Source organism: Lichenicola sp. GTC18331 (assembly GCF_055386855.1).
Genome location: NZ_AP045015.1, coordinates 1,886,744 through 1,902,628 on the forward strand (window position 1 = coordinate 1,886,744; position 15,885 = coordinate 1,902,628).

At 60.4% G+C, this 15,885-nt stretch carries 13 protein-coding genes; 6 read left to right on the forward strand and 7 right to left on the reverse strand.

Translation table 11 applies throughout. The features are described from left to right. The first annotated feature begins 130 nt into the window (after nt 1-130). Entirely contained in the window at nt 131-796 is a 666-nt protein-coding gene (locus tag ACZ5BM_RS08690) for an alpha/beta hydrolase (RefSeq protein WP_422864788.1), read from the forward strand. 39 nt (nt 797-835) lie between these two features. Here ACZ5BM_RS08690 and ACZ5BM_RS08695 read toward each other — a convergent pair whose 3' ends face one another. Continuing rightward, nucleotides 836-1,894, reverse strand: a complete 1,059-nt coding sequence (locus ACZ5BM_RS08695; RefSeq protein ID WP_498907509.1) for an anhydro-N-acetylmuramic acid kinase — start codon at nt 1,892-1,894, stop codon at nt 836-838. A 92-nt stretch (nt 1,895-1,986) separates the two neighbouring features. On the opposite strand from ACZ5BM_RS08695, the gene tyrS reads away from it, so the two are divergent. From tyrS to ACZ5BM_RS08720, 5 genes are all read left to right on the forward strand, one after another. Next, nucleotides 1,987-3,276, forward strand: coding sequence for a tyrosine--tRNA ligase (gene tyrS, locus ACZ5BM_RS08700; protein WP_498907510.1), 1,290 nt, complete (start codon nt 1,987-1,989; stop codon nt 3,274-3,276). A 25-nt stretch (nt 3,277-3,301) separates the two neighbouring features. Then, entirely contained in the window at nt 3,302-4,147 is an 846-nt protein-coding gene (locus ACZ5BM_RS08705) for a hypothetical protein (RefSeq protein ID WP_498907511.1), read from the forward strand. 264 nt (nt 4,148-4,411) lie between these two features. Then, nucleotides 4,412-5,506 carry a glycosyltransferase gene (locus ACZ5BM_RS08710; protein WP_498907512.1) on the forward strand — a complete coding sequence of 365 codons (1,095 nt, stop codon included), beginning with the start codon at nt 4,412-4,414 and terminating at the stop codon, nt 5,504-5,506. 111 nt (nt 5,507-5,617) lie between these two features. Beyond that, nucleotides 5,618-6,994 carry a hypothetical protein gene (locus ACZ5BM_RS08715; protein ID WP_498907513.1) on the forward strand — a complete coding sequence of 459 codons (1,377 nt, stop codon included), beginning with the start codon at nt 5,618-5,620 and terminating at the stop codon, nt 6,992-6,994. A gap of 234 nt (nt 6,995-7,228) precedes the next feature. Continuing rightward, nucleotides 7,229-8,737 carry a hypothetical protein gene (locus tag ACZ5BM_RS08720; protein WP_498907514.1) on the forward strand — a complete coding sequence of 503 codons (1,509 nt, stop codon included), beginning with the start codon at nt 7,229-7,231 and terminating at the stop codon, nt 8,735-8,737. Between the two features lie 10 nt (nt 8,738-8,747). Here the strand turns inward: ACZ5BM_RS08720 and ACZ5BM_RS08725 are convergent, their stop codons facing one another. The 6 genes from ACZ5BM_RS08725 to ACZ5BM_RS08750 all read right to left on the reverse strand — a co-directional run bounded on the left by ACZ5BM_RS08725 (nt 8,748) and on the right by ACZ5BM_RS08750 (nt 15,815). Next, a complete protein-coding gene (locus ACZ5BM_RS08725; RefSeq protein WP_498907515.1) occupies nt 8,748-9,749 on the reverse strand; it encodes a KpsF/GutQ family sugar-phosphate isomerase in 1,002 nt (333 codons plus the stop codon). Next, nucleotides 9,749-10,486: a 3-deoxy-manno-octulosonate cytidylyltransferase gene (locus tag ACZ5BM_RS08730; protein WP_498907516.1), complete on the reverse strand. Its 738-nt coding sequence runs from the start codon at nt 10,484-10,486 to the stop codon at nt 9,749-9,751. Before ACZ5BM_RS08730 ends, ACZ5BM_RS08725 begins: the two co-directional genes overlap by 1 nt. Nucleotides 10,487-10,496: 10 nt before the next feature. Continuing rightward, nucleotides 10,497-11,342, reverse strand: coding sequence for a 3-deoxy-8-phosphooctulonate synthase (kdsA, locus tag ACZ5BM_RS08735; RefSeq protein ID WP_498907517.1), 846 nt, complete (start codon nt 11,340-11,342; stop codon nt 10,497-10,499). 69 nt (nt 11,343-11,411) lie between these two features. Further along, on the reverse strand, nt 11,412-12,524 hold the full coding sequence (locus ACZ5BM_RS08740) for a hypothetical protein (protein ID WP_498907518.1): 1,113 nt from the start codon (nt 12,522-12,524) through the stop codon (nt 11,412-11,414). A gap of 64 nt (nt 12,525-12,588) precedes the next feature. Further along, entirely contained in the window at nt 12,589-14,058 is a 1,470-nt protein-coding gene (locus ACZ5BM_RS08745) for a glycosyltransferase family 4 protein (RefSeq protein WP_498907519.1), read from the reverse strand. Beyond that, the gene (locus ACZ5BM_RS08750) at nt 14,055-15,815 is read right to left on the reverse strand and encodes a glycosyltransferase family 2 protein (protein WP_498907520.1); all 1,761 of its coding nucleotides are present in this window, start codon (nt 15,813-15,815) and stop codon (nt 14,055-14,057) included. The genes ACZ5BM_RS08745 and ACZ5BM_RS08750 overlap by 4 nt, the downstream gene beginning before the upstream one ends. Nucleotides 15,816-15,885: the final 70 nt, after the last annotated feature.

Here is a 15,885-nt window from a genome sequence, read left to right on the forward strand (position 1 = left end):
TGCGGCCCCGGATCAAGAACGGCGGCCATTCAGTCGGGGCGACAGGGCGGGGCATCGCCGTCGCCGATCGCACATTAACTTCACTGCCGCCCATGCCATCGGGCGCAGTTTTCGGGAATCGCGGGATATCATGCCTGAGGTGATGTTCGCCGGTCCAGACGGCCGGCTCGAGGGACGCTATCATCATTCGAGCGAGAGCAATGCCCCGCTCGCCCTGATCCTGCATCCGCACCCGCTGCATGGCGGGACCATGAACAACCGCATCACCTATTCGATGTATCGGTCGTTCGAGAAGCTCGGCTTCTCGGTGATGCGCTTCAACTTCCGGGGCGTGGGCCGCTCGCAGGGCCGCTACGACGGCGGCATCGGCGAGATCGCCGACGCCGCGGCGGCGCTGGACTGGATGCAGATGGTCAATCCGAACTCGTCCGGGCTGTGGATCGCCGGCTATTCGTTCGGTGCGTTCGTGTCCATGCAGCTGCTGATGCGCCGTCCGGAGATTTCCGGCTGGATCAGCGTGGCGCCGCCGGCGAACTCGTACGATTTCGGCTTTCTGGCCCCCTGCCCGTGCGGCGGCCTGATGCTGCATGGCGATGCGGACGAGCTGGTGCCGGAGCCATCGGTGCGCAAGCTGGTCGATAAGCTGAACACCCAGAAGGGCGTGTCGATCGACTACCGGGTTTGTCCGGGCGCCGACCATGTGTTCGCGAGCCATGCCGACACCGTGTCGGCGGCGCTCGAGGACTATGTCGGCAAGATCATCGCCCGCAAGGCGCTGGCCCTGGCCGCCGACTGAGACCCCCTGCCCCGGTTCGGCCTCGCGGCCGGACCGGGTTCAGCCGACCATCCGGCCTCCGGTCTGCGGCCCCCTCACGCCGGTCGTGCCCGGAAAAGATAGCGGCAGTCCGAGGCGGACGCGTTCCGCCAGAAACCCGAAACACTGCGCTTCCAGCGCATCCCCGTCCCAACCCACGGACTCCACGGCCTCGACCGGCGCATCGAGCCGTGCCGAAAGCGCTTGCATGATGGCCGGATTGCGCCGTCCGCCGCCGCAGACCAGCCAGCGCTTCGGCGGGACGGGCAGGATGGTGGCCGCCACGGTGGCGACGGTGAAAGCGGCAAGCGTGGCGGCGCCGTCCTGCGGCGACAGGGCGGCGATGCGGTCGAGCGCGTCGTGAAACGCCTGCCGGTCGAGCGATTTCGGCGCCGGACGGCAAAAGAACGGGTGCGCCATCAACGTGGCGAGAATCGACTCGTCCACGCGCCCGGCCGAAGCGAGAGCGCCGTCTCGGTCGCAGGGCACGCCGGTATGGCGCAGCGCCCAATCGTCCAGAAGCGCGTTGCCGGGGCCGGTGTCGCAGGCGAGCAGGGCGCCGTCCGCGCCGATGAAGGTAAGATTGCCGACGCCGCCGAGATTGAGCACGGCGACAGGCAAGGAAAGCGATGCAGCGAGGGCGGCGTGGAACACGGGCACCAGCGGCGCGCCTTGTCCGCCGGCCTCAACGTCGGCGGAGCGGAAATCGAACGCGACCGGCAGGCCGGTTTCACGCGACAACAGGGCCGCATCGCCGATCTGCCAGGTGCGGCCCTGCTCCGGGCGATGCAGGATGGTCTGGCCGTGAAAGCCGATCAGCGAAGCGGGCTCGGCCAGGGCGCGCACGGCTTCGGCATGGACGAGGGTGAGGGCGCGTTCGAGACGGAGAAGCTCGGGATCGTCCGGCGGAAGATGCACGGCGCGGTCGAGCAGCGCGCGCAGATCGGCACGGAGCCGGGGCGGATAGGGAATAGTGAGGGTGCGGCCGAACCCGCCCACGCGCACGCCGTCGGTCTCCACCAGAGCCGCATCGACGCCATCGAGCGAGGTGCCGCTCATCAATCCGATCACCCGGCGCATCGCCGCTTCGCTCCCGCCGATTTCCAACCCGGTTCGGGCCCATGCTACAGCAGGAAGGCCGCGCGAACAGGCGGCAGCGTATGGTGGCCGAGATGAGCAAAAGCGATTTCCTGACCGAGGCGCGCGCACGCGGCTTCGTGTTCCAGTGCACGGACGAGGAGGCGCTGGACGAAGCGTTCCTGGCCGGTCGCGTTTCCGGCTATACGGGTTTCGATCTGACCGCGGATTGCCTGCATGTGGGTTCCATGGTGCAGATCATGCTGCTGCGCCTGATGCAGAAGCACGGCCATCGTCCGGTCCTGCTTCTGGGTGGCGGCACCACCAAGATCGGCGACCCTTCCGGAAAGGAGGAGGCGCGCCAGCTGCTGACCCCGGAGCGGATCGCGGAGAACGGCCGCGGCATTCTGGGCGTGCTGCGTCGCTTCGTGCGTCTGGGTGACGGCGAAACGGACGCGCTGATCGTCGATAACGCCGAGTGGCTGGACCGGCTGGGCTACATTGACCTACTTCGGGACGTCGGGCCGCATGTCTCCCTGAGCCGCATGCTGAGTTTCGACAGCGTGAAGCTGCGTCTCGAGCGCGAACAGGGGTTGAGCTTCCTGGAGTTCAACTACTCGATCCTGCAGAGCTACGATTTCCGCGAACTGAACCGGCGGCATGGCATCGTCCTGCAGATGGGCGGCTCCGACCAATGGGGCAACATCGTTTCCGGCGTGGAACTGGCGCGTCGCACAGACCGGACGCAGTTGTTCGGCCTGACCACGCCACTGATCGCCACCGCGTCGGGCGCCAAGATGGGCAAGAGCGCCAACGGGGCGGTCTGGCTATCGGCCGATCGGGTGTCGCCGTTCGACTACTGGCAGTTCTGGCGCAACACCGAGGACGCGGATGTGGGCCGCTTCCTGAAGCTGTTCACCGATCTGCCGATAGCGGAATGCGAGCGTCTGGGCGCGCTGGAGGGTGCGGCGATCAACGAGGCCAAGAAGGTGCTGGCGACCGAGGCGACGGCGCTGTGCCACGGGCGGGAGACGGCCGAGCAGGTGGCGGAAACGGCGCGGCAGCAGTTCGAAGGCGGCGGTGTTGCGGTGGGGGCATTGCCCGTGCACGTGGTGTCGGCGGAGGCGCTGGAGGCGGGGATTCCGCTGCTTCAGCTTCTGATGGAAACGGGACTTGTGGCCAGCAATGGCGAAGGACGGCGTTTGATTCGAGGCGGCGGCATCCGCGTCAGTGATCAACCGGTCGGGATGAACGAAGAGAATCGGGTCGTTACAGTCCCGGATTTCGGTTCAGAAGGCCTGAAACTTTCAGTTGGCCGCAAAAAGCACGTTCTCATTCGACCGGACGATACCAAGTCGTTCGCATTCGTGCCGAAGTCGATATGATCGCGAACGATCAGGACATTCAGCCGTGACTTCTGAAACGATCGTCTTGAGAACCAACGTCTACGACCGTCAGACGGACGATCTGGTCCGTGATTTGCAGCGCACTTCTGGACGGAAAGTCGTCATCGCTGTCGACGAAACCGGAGGGTCTGTCGAAGTCCCTGCAGATATGCTGAAGATTCCTGTCAATCCGACACGACTTGGTCTTTACGAGCACGCGAATTTCGGCTGGCGCTGCGGGGATTATTTTCTCTATGCAGCTCAGGCAGCATTGCCGGAAACAGAATTTTTTTGGCTCATTGAACCGGACGTTCGTATACACACGGAGCGGAGTGCATCATTCTTCGACGGATCTCATCTCGACGAAAGCACTGACTTCGTTACCCCTTGGTTCGTTCGCTCATCCAGCGCATGGGTCTGGTATAAATCGATTGCGCCGTTCTATCCGAACGTCAACAACTGCATGATGCAGCTCTGTCGCTTTTCCAGGAAAGCCGCAACAACACTCCTGTCCCGACGACAGGCACTCACGCGAGAGTTTGTTCGAAACGGGCTCTCCGCCGACCAGTGGCCAAACGATGAGGCGTTCGTTGGCGCGGTTGTCGAGGCGCAAGGTTTGACGATTCAGGTTTTCGCCGATTTTCACCGAGCGTTCAGCACGCGAGACACGTTCACCTTTACGCAGCCAACATCTGAAAAATGGCTTCAATCCGTACCTTTCAATGATCGGATTTACCATCCCGTCGTTGCGGGAACCAAATATCATACCCGCATGAAAGCCTTTCTAGCCAATATTGATGAGACCTTTCCTGCCGAAAAGAATATTGTTAAGAGGATTTTGGAAGAACAAAGCTTTTATGAACAAATTTAGATATGAGTAAAGTCTATAACGCATTTATAATTTTCTGCAATTGCGAATATATTATGAATAATTACATATAATATGTCGAAGGCATTTGTTGATATATTATATTATCACTAATAGCCCAAATCCTGAAGCAGACTTTAAACATCGGTTCTGACGAATTGGTCATTCCTTTCTCTCAGGTAGAAAATATGCCATTCTATGCGCAGTCGGTTCAAACGCGAAGTTTTGTGAGATTTCGGCATGGCACGATACGCATTGAAGAGTTATTTGGGTACGATCCTGTACTTTGAGATGCGAACGAACCGACTAACTCACGCCCATTCTGGAACGTTTCTCGGTCGGATTTTGGTAGTCGATATCGACACACTTCCGGTTCCTCGTGTTTCCGCTTGGCTGCCCTGGGCGGATCCCTACGATCCCGAACCAGAAATCGATAGCAATTTCGAGGTTACAATCTTGGAAGGCGGAAAGACCGTCGCCATCAAAAGAGACGGCTATCTATGCCCCTCTCCAGATGGAAATGTTAGCAACGACAGAAGTTCCGCTCAGGGTTGGGAGACTTTCACTCTTGTCGATCTGAATTCTGTAACACTGTGCTCTGATGCAAAAACATATATAGAAATAACACCACGGAGAATTCCCAATACTATACACAATGTATTTTTAGGAACCGGAATAAAAAGAAATATACTATCTAAATTTATAGATTCCCAAAAAGAGTCTTTCAGAGAAAAGAACGGTCACTACGCCCATAGATTTTGGACTGATGAAGAAATAATAGAGTCGATATTAAGCTGGTATGGGCACGGCGTCCTCAGCAAATATCTTTTGATCAATCCTCGATATGGCGCGGCAAGAGCCGATTTTTTCCGTTATCTTTTGATGTATAAACTTGGCGGAATATATCTAGACCTTAAGTCTAATGTTAGTAGAAATCTAGACGAAATAATAAATCCAGACGATAGCTTCCTGCTCTCTCTTTGGGGGAGCGAATTTTCCAATTTCGGCAACCATGACGAGTTGATCGATTTGTTTGGTCATGGAGAATTTCAACAATGGTTCATCGTTTCGGAACCAGGGCATCAGTTCTTAGCCTCCGTTATCGATGAGGTTATCCGGCGTATCGAACTCTACGACCGAAAAACCGTCGGTGTTGGAGCATTCGGTGTCTATAAGGTGACAGGTCCGATCGCTTACACGATAGCAATAAAACGCGTTATCTCGGCGGCAAGCTACCGCACAATCAAATCCGCAGACGAGGGATTTTTATACCATGATATAGCGCACAAGAAGGGGCAAAGCCTGATATTTCCCTCCAGACGCCACTATAGCCAGCTGACCGATGATATCGTGAACAATTAAAAGACATACGGCTCGCATTGCTCACCCGGGAACTGCGTATGCGATCAGCACCGCATACTGCAGCCGATTGTAGGGTCATATATAAGGCCCAATGTGGTTGGAACGGGTGCCGTGATGCGGATATTGCCTTTCGTTGTCAGCGTTATGATCCTGGGATCGCCAGTTCCATCATTCGCTGACGGTCCCATTTTCTCCCACACGGGCAGTATCCAGGCTCCAGGCCCAACGCCAACCTATTCGATCGACGCCAATACCGGTACCGCGCATTTCAGATCGCTCGACGGAACAGCCATCGTCGGCTCCACCACGCTGAATGGCATGATCAGTGCCATCGCCTCCGCCCAAACTTTGGCGACGACAGCCCTGCCCGCAGGCGGAGGCACCATGACCGGGCCGCTAAGCATAGGAACCAGTGCAACACCGGTTGCACTCTCCAATGCCGCGAGTCAAAGCGGTATCGACGTCGACATGGTGACTCCAGGTACGCCGGGATTTCCCGGTCCCGCTACGGCACATCATGGGATCAGCGATACCTGCATCAAAAAGGATTATTTCGGTGCAGCTCCGGCTGTCGGCGAGATCGACTGTCTCAATATCGTCGGGCGACAGGACGGCCTCAATCCAAACTCGCAGACCGCGAGCGACGCCGGCGATTTAGGTGGCGTTCTCATCGACGTCGCAAGCACACTTCGTTCGCAGAATTTCACGGCTTACATGGAAGAGCACACCTCGGTTGTCGATACGACGACCAACACCGTTCCTTATTTTCTTGATATGCAGGAAGGCGTTATCAACACGTCCGGACACCCCAACGACGACGGAACAGCCGCCGGTCAGTCGGCGATGCAGGCTTGGTTTGCGGCCCTGATCGATGGACACGGATCTGGCCTTCAACTTGTCGAACAAGTTGATAGCAGCTCCACCGCAGGCAAGCTCGGGCATGGTGTCATCGACCACGTAATCCAAGCTGCCCATTATGACGGCGATCAGTTTGTCGACATCGACGGCAACGGCAATCTGTTCCTTCCAGACGGGACAATCCGCATCGGCACAGGTTCAAAGGGACTGGGCGGGTCCATGACTTCGCCGACATTCGCGCTGGGGACCGACGGTAAGAATGGTAATCTGACGCTGGGTACGAGCAGCGGATCAGCACCCGCGTCTGGCTCTCCTTACATTTCTTTCAACGGAAACGGTACCGCCAACGATATCACAATCAGGAACGATGCTTTGCAGCAAGTGTCCATAATCGGCTCGTCTGGCAAACGGCTTTACTCATTCTCGCCGACGTCAGCGGTAGTGCCGGGAAACATTGTTCTTGCTGATGGGAACGCAATCCAATACAGTCCAGCCTGTATTTTTTTCCATGATAGCACCGTGTCGCCCTCGGGACTCGTATTGCGGTGCAACGGCGTAAGGCTGGCACGATTCCCGGATGATGGGTCTGCGCCGATTTTCAAAACCGCCCCCGTAGTTGGAAGTCCATAAAAGGTCGGATCGCAGGTCTGGCGATTGGCAAACCATCTGCCCTTCCCGTCGTCGGGAATCTCGACAAAAGCCTGTCCTGAGGTCGGATGACACGCTTCGGCGATAGCCGTCAAAATGGGCAAATCTGCCATGGACGGGTCCGCATATCGTAACCGTTTTCAGCACGGAGAGAATGCAATAAGATAATCGCCTAGCCCATGCCAGAGGATCCACATGGCCAGAGTAGCGTGTTTCATGATGCAAAAGAATGAAACCCTGCTATTGGAGCCGTGGTTGAAGCACCATGGCAACTTGTTTGGTTATCGAAACCTTCATGTCTATGATAATGGTTCGACTATTCCAGAAATATCTAGCATTTTGACACATTACGAGAATATCGGCGTCAATGTGTACAGAGAATACTCCAAGCCTGATGATTTTAACGGGAAGGGATTCATAATAGGAGAGAAAATAAGATCTCTACAGAGTGATAATTCGTTTGATTTCTATTTTCCAATGGACTGCGATGAGTTTGTTTGCGTGACAACAAATCATCGATTCAGCGGAAATAGCGATCAGGTCAATGACTACTTGAATGAAAGAATTGGATCAAATTCCATATTAAGGACATCTCATTGCTTGATGAATGTTCCGGGCTCCCTAGACACGTTCGCGTTGATTGGTCACTACAAGTGCATTGTTCCGGCAAGCGATTTCATCGATATCGATCATGGATTTCATGAAGCTCGCTCAATATCCGGAAAAGATTGGAAGCCCTGCGATATCGTCTACGTACACCTTCATAATAAACCTTTCCCTAACCTCCTGGAAAACGCACGCGATAAACTTGTGCCTTTTGTTGATACAACAGACTTAAATGCACTTCGCGAATTTGATGGCGTTGGAAATCATTTGAAGAAATACTTTTTCGACTATGAAAGTGTTTATTACGATAGCTTGCATTATGCGCCGCGAGTCTCGAGCGACGTGATGCTTGATATCGTCGACAGCAATGAGATTGATCGCTTTTTATTGCTGTGGGAAAACGGAACACCCCCAAAAAACGCGAACATGATCGCAAACGTCCTGCTTCCCCAACCAATAGACGCCGTCGCTTACGCTAACGATGTTGGTATACCGGCTACTCAGGCAGAGCTTCTGGTCGCTTGTTATCTCCATAAATATCATCAGGACCGCTTATTTCCTGAGACTTTATACAAGAAAGGCCTTGAAAAGATCGCCCAACGCACCTGGAACGATGGCGTTGATGTTTGGGCGGCTTATCGTGAACTTGAACCGTCAAGAGTAGACGGATATTCGTTGGGCGTACTCTGCCTAAGAGAAGCCAGTCGTTTTGAGGAAGCGGAACAGCTTGGCTCTTTAGCGATGGCGATGTTCCCTCATGATTCCAATTTATACCTTGAATGCGCGCTGATCAGCTTTCCGGCCCGGGACTGGGAAACGGCGCGGACGCGCTTTAGAACGATGCGCGAACGCTTCCCGGATCATACCGAAGGTTATGTAAGAGGGGGTATTGCCGCACGAGAACTTGGTCTTTTTCACGAAGCACAAGCATTACTAGCGCTGGGCATGCACCGTTTCCCAAACGATCCTGTCTTCTACCTGGAATCCGCCTATCTTTTTGAGATGAGAGGCGAACCGTCGTTAGCCCTTTGGATGCTTGATCTCTTGGAAGAAAAATGCCCCGGCCATCCGGCGCAGGAATCTCTTCGCGAACGGCTGACCGAAAAAGTCGCAACTTAATGCCGTATGGTCACACAACCCCCGCCCGCAGCAGATCGTGCATATGCACAAGCCCGACCGGCCTGCCCTCCTCCACCACGAACATCGACGTGATCCGCGCCTCGTTCATCCGGGACAGCGCCTTCATCGCAAGCGCATCACCGTCGATCGTTTGCGGACATGTGCCCATCGCTTCCATCACAGGGCGGTCACGGAAATCGGCCTGAAAGGCGCGGCGGACGTCGCCGTCGGTGAGTACACCGACCAGCAGTCCGGCCTCGTCCACCACGCCGGCGATGCCGAAACGCTTGGAGGTCATCTCCACGATGCCCTGAGACAGCGTGGCCGTGTGTGGAACCAGCGGCATGTCGGCGCCGCTGTGCATCAACCGCCGGACCTGCACCAGACGGGCGCCGAGCTTGCCGCCGGGGTGGAAACGATTGAAATCGCTGGCCGTGAAACCGCGTCGCTCCAGCAGCAGCACGGCCAGCGCGTCTCCTGCCGCAAGCTGCATCAGGGTCGACGTCGTGGGGGCGAGCCCGTTCGGGCAGGCCTCGTCCGCCTGAGGCAGAAACAGGCCCAGATCCGCGGCACGGCCGAGCGTGCTGTCCGGACGCGATGTGAGCGCCACCAGCGGCAGGCCGAAACGCCGCGTGTAGTCGACGATATCGGCCAGTTCCGTGGTCTCGCCTGACCAGGACAGAGCCAGCACCACGTCGGTCTCGCGCAGAACGCCGAGATCGCCGTGGCTGGCTTCCGCCGGATGCAGGAAATGGCTCGGCGTTCCTGTGGAGGCGAGCGTCGCTGCGACCTTCTTGCCGACATGGCCGGACTTGCCCATGCCCGTGACGACCACGTTGCCGCCGGCCCACTCGATCAGGTCCGCCGCCCTGGCGAATGCTTCCGCCAGTCCGTTCTCCAGTGCGGCCGCCACCGCGTCGAGCCCTGCGCGCTCCAGTTGCAACGTGCGCGACACGCTGGCCAAGGCCTGTTCGATGGCGGCGCGTTTCGGCCCGGTTCCGGCCGCATCCATCACGCGGCGGCCTTCGACAGCAGCGTCCTCGCCCGTTCCAGATCGGCCGGCGTGTCGACGCCCAGCGGTACGTCGTCCACCAGAACCGCGTCGATCCGCATGCCGGCTTCCAGAGCCCGCAGTTGTTCCAGCTTTTCGCGCCGCTCCAGGGCGGAAGGCGGAAGCGCCACGAAGCGCTCGAGCGCCGTCCGGCGCCACGCATACAGCCCGATATGGTGGAACAACGGCCCGTCGCCCCAGGGCGCGCGGGCGCGTGTGAAGTAGAGCGCGCGGAACCGCCCATGAGCAAACGGACTGCCCACCATCTTCACCACGCTGTCGGCGATCGCTTCCGCCGGTTCCGTGATCAGCGCCACCGGCGTGGCGATATCCACCGCCGCGTCGTCCAGCAGCGCTGCTGTGAGCCGGCTGACATGCGGTGCCACCGTCGGCAGGTCGCCCTGGAAGTTGATCACCACGTCATGCCGATGTTCGGGATCGATCGTCCGCAGCGCTTCCGCGATCCGGTCGCTGCCCGATGCATGATCGGGATCGGTCAGCACCGCCTCGCCACCCGCCGCGCGCACCGCCTCGGCGATGCGTTCGTGATCCGCGGCGACCACCACGCGACCGAGACCCGTTTCGGTCGCCCGCCGCCACACATGCACGATCATCGGCTCGCCCGCGATATCGGCCAGGGGCTTGTCCGACAGGCGTGTGGAGCCGAGGCGGGATGGAACCAGCACGATCGGGTTCATGTCGGAACGCTCAGGCGGCCGGGCGCGACTTCGCCACCCGGTCGAACCGAAGCAGATCGGCCACCAGCGCCTCGAAATCGCGCAGGGCGATCATGTTCGGGCCATCGGACGGGGCATTGTCCGGGTCCGGATGGGTTTCGATGAACAGCCCCGCCACGCCGACCGCGACCGCCGCGCGTGCGAGAACCGGCACGAATTCGCGCTGTCCGCCGGACGATCCGCCCTGCCCGCCCGGCTGCTGCACCGAATGGGTGGCATCGAAGATCACCGGCGAACCGAACCCGGCCATGATCGGCAGGCCGCGGAAATCGGATACCAGCGTGTTGTAGCCGAACGACGTGCCACGCTCGCAGGCCATCACGTTCGGATTGCCCGACGCCGTCACCTTGTTCAGCACGTTGCGCATGTCCCACGGCGCCAGGAACTGGCCCTTCTTCACGTTCACCACCCGGCCGGTCTCGGCGGCGGCGATCAGCAGATCGGTCTGACGGCACAGAAAGGCGGGGATCTGCAGCACATCGACCGCTTCCGCGACCGTGCGGCAATGCTCGCGCTCATGCACGTCGGTGAGGGTCGGCATGCCGAGTTCGGCACGCAGATCGGAGAACACCTGCAACGCGCCGTCGAGGCCGATGCCGCGCGCGCCGGACAGGCTGGTGCGGTTCGCCTTGTCGTAGGAGCTCTTGAAGACGATCCCGACGCCCAGTCGTTGACCGATCTCGCGCAGCGCATGAGCGCATTCGAACGCGTGCGCCCGGCTTTCCATCTGGCATGGGCCGGCGATCAGCGACAACGGCAGGGCGTTGCCGAACGAAACCGTTCCGGCGGTGACGACTGCATTCGGGGTGGTGGTCACGACAGGCAACTCCGGTACGGGATCGGGTCGCCCCGCCGGCTCCAGGGCCGGACGGGGCGATCCGCCATCCTACACCCGGATGCGCGCGCCAGAAACGTGCCCGACTTCGGACCAAGTGGTGTTGCCGCGCAGGAAGCGGCGCGGGGTGATGCGACGGGGCGCCAGAATGGCGCGGAACGCCGGCGCTCCATCCTCCGCCACGACGCGATGCATCATGCCCGGACCGACGATGGCGATATCGAGCGCATCCAGTTCCAGCATCTGGATCGACCGACCGGCATCCATGGCGAACCTGCCTGCCTCGTTCGCACCCTTCGGGGTCCAGCGCGACAAGCCGCTCGGGCCGAATTCGGGCAGGTCGTGGCTGTCGCGGACGCAGTCGATCCGAACAGTCGCGTTCGGGTTGCCGACATAAAGAGCGACGCATTCGTTCGGCGAGGGCATGTCCTCGACGGCGCATGCCTGAACATAGGGCTGGTCGCCGGCGAGCAGGTCGAAGCGGTAAGCCACCGGATGATCGTCGAACAACGCGCGCAACAGGCGCACCACCTGTTCGCGGAACAGAACGGTCGCAACCGTGTTCAACGCCGCGCTGCGCTGGCCGTCGCCGGCAGCGCCGAATTCGGTCGCGGCCTCGAATGCGGACACGTCGCGGGCCGTGACACCGTGCGGCGCCAACGCGTTATGCAGCAACACGTGGCCGTCGCGGATCAGGCCCTGCAGCGCCGGCTGAAGATCGGCCGGGCAGGCCCCCACCGCGACGCGGCCGGCGAGGAGTTGCGGCGCATCGAGGCGGTCGGTCCACAAACCGCCCAGTACGGAACGATGGCGACCCGCCGCCGGGTATCCAACCAGAACGCTGTTGATCAGATCACGATAATTGTCGTCCGCAGGCGGCAAAGGCAGCAGCAGGTCGACGTTCTCGGGACGAATGGTCACGAACGGGAGATAGGCAGCGTCGATCGGACGGTTGAAGGCGATGCGGAAGCCGCAATGACCGTCGCCGAACCCGACCTGCTCCAGATCGCCGCGATACTCGTCGGCGACGGTTTCACCGATCAGCTCGTGATGCAGGAACGCCCGCACGACAGGCGAATTCTGGTAGCCCGCTCCGTAGAGCCAGCCGACGGCGCCGGCACCGTCCAGCTTATCCACCGCGCCTCGGATCATCACGCTGTTCATTCGACGTCCTTTGCCAGTCTGGCTTCCTGCCGCGGCGCAACATAGACGAAACGCTGATCTGCTCTCAAGGCATAACGCTATCGTAAAGATCGAGATGCCTGTCGAGCATTTCCGCCGCCGTCGGCGGGGGCCGGACACCGGCGACGAGCGTCTCCAGCAATCCCGGCTTCGTCGCCAGATCCGCCAGCATCTCCGCCAGGCTGGCCGGACGGCTGACCTCGAACTGCAGCCCGTTCACGCCATGCACGATCTTCTCGGCCATGCCGCCAATGTTCGAGCAGATCACCGGCTTGCCGTTGGTGAAGGCTTCCTGGATCACGACAGGCGAATTTTCCCACCAGGTGGAGGGAATCACCATCGCGTCGATGCGCTGCATCAACTCGTTCACCTGCGAATTGTCGTAAGCACCATGGAAGACGATGTTCTCTCCGGCTTCTTCCAGCGCTTCCGTGACGACTTTCTGGAATTCAAGCGGCTGCGACGAGTAATCGCCGTAGATCTCGATCACCAGATTGTCGATCTGCTGCGCCGTCAGTCGGCGCGCCGCATCCATCAGCACCGTGATGCCCTTGAGCGGCGACATCTGACCGAAGAACCCGATCTTCAACGGACGCACGGCGGACGGGCGCTTCTTCGTCGCCGGGGTGCCGGTGGCTTCCGCCGCGGAGGAGCGCCCCGCGCCGGAGAACATCGGCATCGTCGCGATCCTCACCGGCGCCTTCGGCATTTCGGCCTCCGGCTCGAATCCCTCGCCCCGCGCGTCCCATGCCGCCGCAAACGGGCTGCCGGAGCGGTCCGGCGGCATGTTCTCCAGCACCGCCAGCTTTTCCTTCGGCAGGCCCCAGGCGATGAACCGCTCTGCCAGGAAGTGGCTCGGCGAGATGAACAGGTCCACGTCCTCGAAGAACATCTGCAGATAGCGCTTGCGCAGAAAGAAATCGCGCTCGCCATGCTGCGGAAAACACGCGGCGCAGGCCGAATAGGTCTCCTTCTCGCACAGACGATACGTGACCGTCTTCATCATCTGGCCGTGGTGATTGCAGATGGCCAGGTATTCGTGGAGGCTGAGCACGATCTTCGCCTGCGGCCAGCCACGCCGGATCGCCGCGAACATCTCGACCCCGAACCGGACGAAATGGTGCGAATGCACGATGTCCGGCTTCAGCTCCGCCACCAGCTCCGCGATCTCGTCGGGGAATTTCGGGTCCGGGTTGGCGAACTTGAAGTAATCGAACGGCGCGTTCGGGTGATAGACGTAGTCGTCCGGCCCGTAAGGCTGCGTCAGCGTAGCGCCCAGACGCACCTCGCTCTTGGGGCTGGAACAACCGATCAGCCACGCCTTGGCGCCCCGCGCCTTCAGCTCGCGGAACAGCGTGTTGGCCGAGATCTCGGCACCACCGCGCGTCAGCTTCGGGTGGGAATGGGTCATCACCAGCACGCTGGGCAGGCGCCGCTCGCCGTCGCTTCGGCCAACGGACACCAGCGTGTCGGCGATCGTGTCCATCCGCTGTTCCTCGTTCTCGAACCCGCTCATGCCGGAACGTCCGCGACCTCGGACGGCGCGATCCACGGATCGGTGCCGCGCGTCCAGCGATTCTGGAACCGCCACGCATTGTAGAGGGTGAGGTTCAGGCGCCAGAAGGATTGCTGGCCGCCCTGCGACTGGCGTTCGAGATGGTAGAGCCGCGCACGACGGTCCACCACGCACTGCCGGCCCATCGCCTGCGCCTTCCGGCACAGATCCACATCCTCGAAATCGCCGATCACATAGCCTTCGTCGAGCCCGCCGACCGTGCGCGCCAGCGCCGTCGGCATCATCAGACAGGCGCCGGTGATGCCGTCGGCCGGCGCGATCCCGTCATCGTCGGACGGAAAGCGTCCCTTGCGCGGATGCAGCGAGAAGGTCCACCCGGCGAACTCTGGCAGGATCTCGTAGGAGCAGCCCTCGTGCTGCACCGTCTCGTCCTCGAACACCAGCAGCGCACCGACCACGCCCACATCCGGGCGCGCATCGGCGGTTTCCACCATATGGTCGAGCCAGTCCGGCGTCTTCGGAAACACGTCGGAGTTCAGGAAACACACATACTCGCCGCGGGCGAGCTTGAGACCGACATTGTTGGCCGGCGCGTAGCCGACATTCTCGTCCAGCACCACCAGCCGGAACGGCAGGCGGAACCGGGCGAGACAGGAATTCGCCAACGCTTCCGTCGCCCGCTGCAGGTTCGGATCGTCCAGCACGTAGATGATCTCGTACTGACGTCCCAGCGTGCGCGAGAAGAAAGCGAGCTGCAGTTCCATGAAATCGATGCGGCCGTAGAGCGGCACGATGATGGTGCAGCGCGGCGCCTCGGGCTGTTCGCCCAGCGCCATCTCGCGATAGCCCACCTCCTTCTGGAGGCGGAACGCGTTCATCGCCTTCACCGCCGGACCCAAAACATGGTCGTAGGCCCGCTCCATCGCCTCGTAGCGCAGCTCGAGATGGCCGAGCGTGTCCTTGATGGTGTCGATGCCGGGCGAACGCACCTGCTGGATGCGCTTGAAGCCGATATCGCCGTTGACCGTCCGAACCTCGAAATAAACGATCTCGCCCGGCTGATAGACCCCTGCGGCATAGGACAGGAAGCCGCACAGATCGCTGAGGCCGCCGAACTGCTTGGAGAATCCTTCGCGCACGTCGGGCCGCGCGATCGCCACGAAATGGTCTCGGTCGATCACCGCGCTGTTGCCGGCGCAGCGCAGCCGGATCGACTCGATGCTCTTGAACGGATCCAGCATCCAGCCGCGCAACAACAGGCCATCCGGCGGACACAGGGACGCGGAATCCAGCTCCAGGAACACGGGCGGCTGCAACTGGTCGAGCGTGTCGTAACCGGAAAAGGCCGGGCGGCTCAACAAACGCAGCAGATGCGCGCGCCGGCTGGAGCGCATCGCCGTGGAGACCAGAGCCTTGGTCCGGGCGATCCCGTCCGCTTCCGTCAGATGGTCCAGTGGTTCGGACGGGGTGAGACGGAAGCTTTGCCCGTGGCGTGTGAGAATGACGTCCTGAAGGCCTTCGGCGCGGGTGTTCTCACCGGGAACGAACAGGATCAGCCCGTAGCCGATCTTGCGCACGTCGGCGCGGGGAAAGGTGATGACCACGGCATCACCGGTGATCGTCTTCTCGCCCAGCTCGAGCGCGCAATGCGGCGCCTCGTCCTGGTCGTCCCAGCCGAGATCGATCCAGCCGCCCGCGAGCCACCCGTCCAGGCTCGGCGCATAGCACAGGAAATCGATGCAACCCTGTGACGTCACCGCTGGAAACATGCCCGACATTGGTTCCGCCACCCGTTCGCTACGACGTCATTTCACCATGGAACCCGGC

What these genes read in the sequence shown, in the direction of transcription:
- ACZ5BM_RS08690 (WP_422864788.1), top strand. Translation starts at nt 131, where the DNA reads ATGCCTGAGGTGATGTTCGCCGGTCCAGACGGCCGGCTCGAGGGACGC.
- ACZ5BM_RS08695 (WP_498907509.1), bottom strand. Translation starts at nt 1,894, where the DNA reads ATGCGCCGGGTGATCGGATTGATGAGCGGCACCTCGCTCGATGGCGTC.
- tyrS (WP_498907510.1), top strand. Translation starts at nt 1,987, where the DNA reads ATGAGCAAAAGCGATTTCCTGACCGAGGCGCGCGCACGCGGCTTCGTG.
- ACZ5BM_RS08720 (WP_498907514.1), top strand. Translation starts at nt 7,229, where the DNA reads ATGATGCAAAAGAATGAAACCCTGCTATTGGAGCCGTGGTTGAAGCAC.
- ACZ5BM_RS08725 (WP_498907515.1), bottom strand. Translation starts at nt 9,749, where the DNA reads ATGGATGCGGCCGGAACCGGGCCGAAACGCGCCGCCATCGAACAGGCC.
- ACZ5BM_RS08730 (WP_498907516.1), bottom strand. Translation starts at nt 10,486, where the DNA reads ATGAACCCGATCGTGCTGGTTCCATCCCGCCTCGGCTCCACACGCCTG.
- ACZ5BM_RS08740 (WP_498907518.1), bottom strand. Translation starts at nt 12,524, where the DNA reads ATGAACAGCGTGATGATCCGAGGCGCGGTGGATAAGCTGGACGGTGCC.
- ACZ5BM_RS08745 (WP_498907519.1), bottom strand. Translation starts at nt 14,058, where the DNA reads ATGAGCGGGTTCGAGAACGAGGAACAGCGGATGGACACGATCGCCGAC.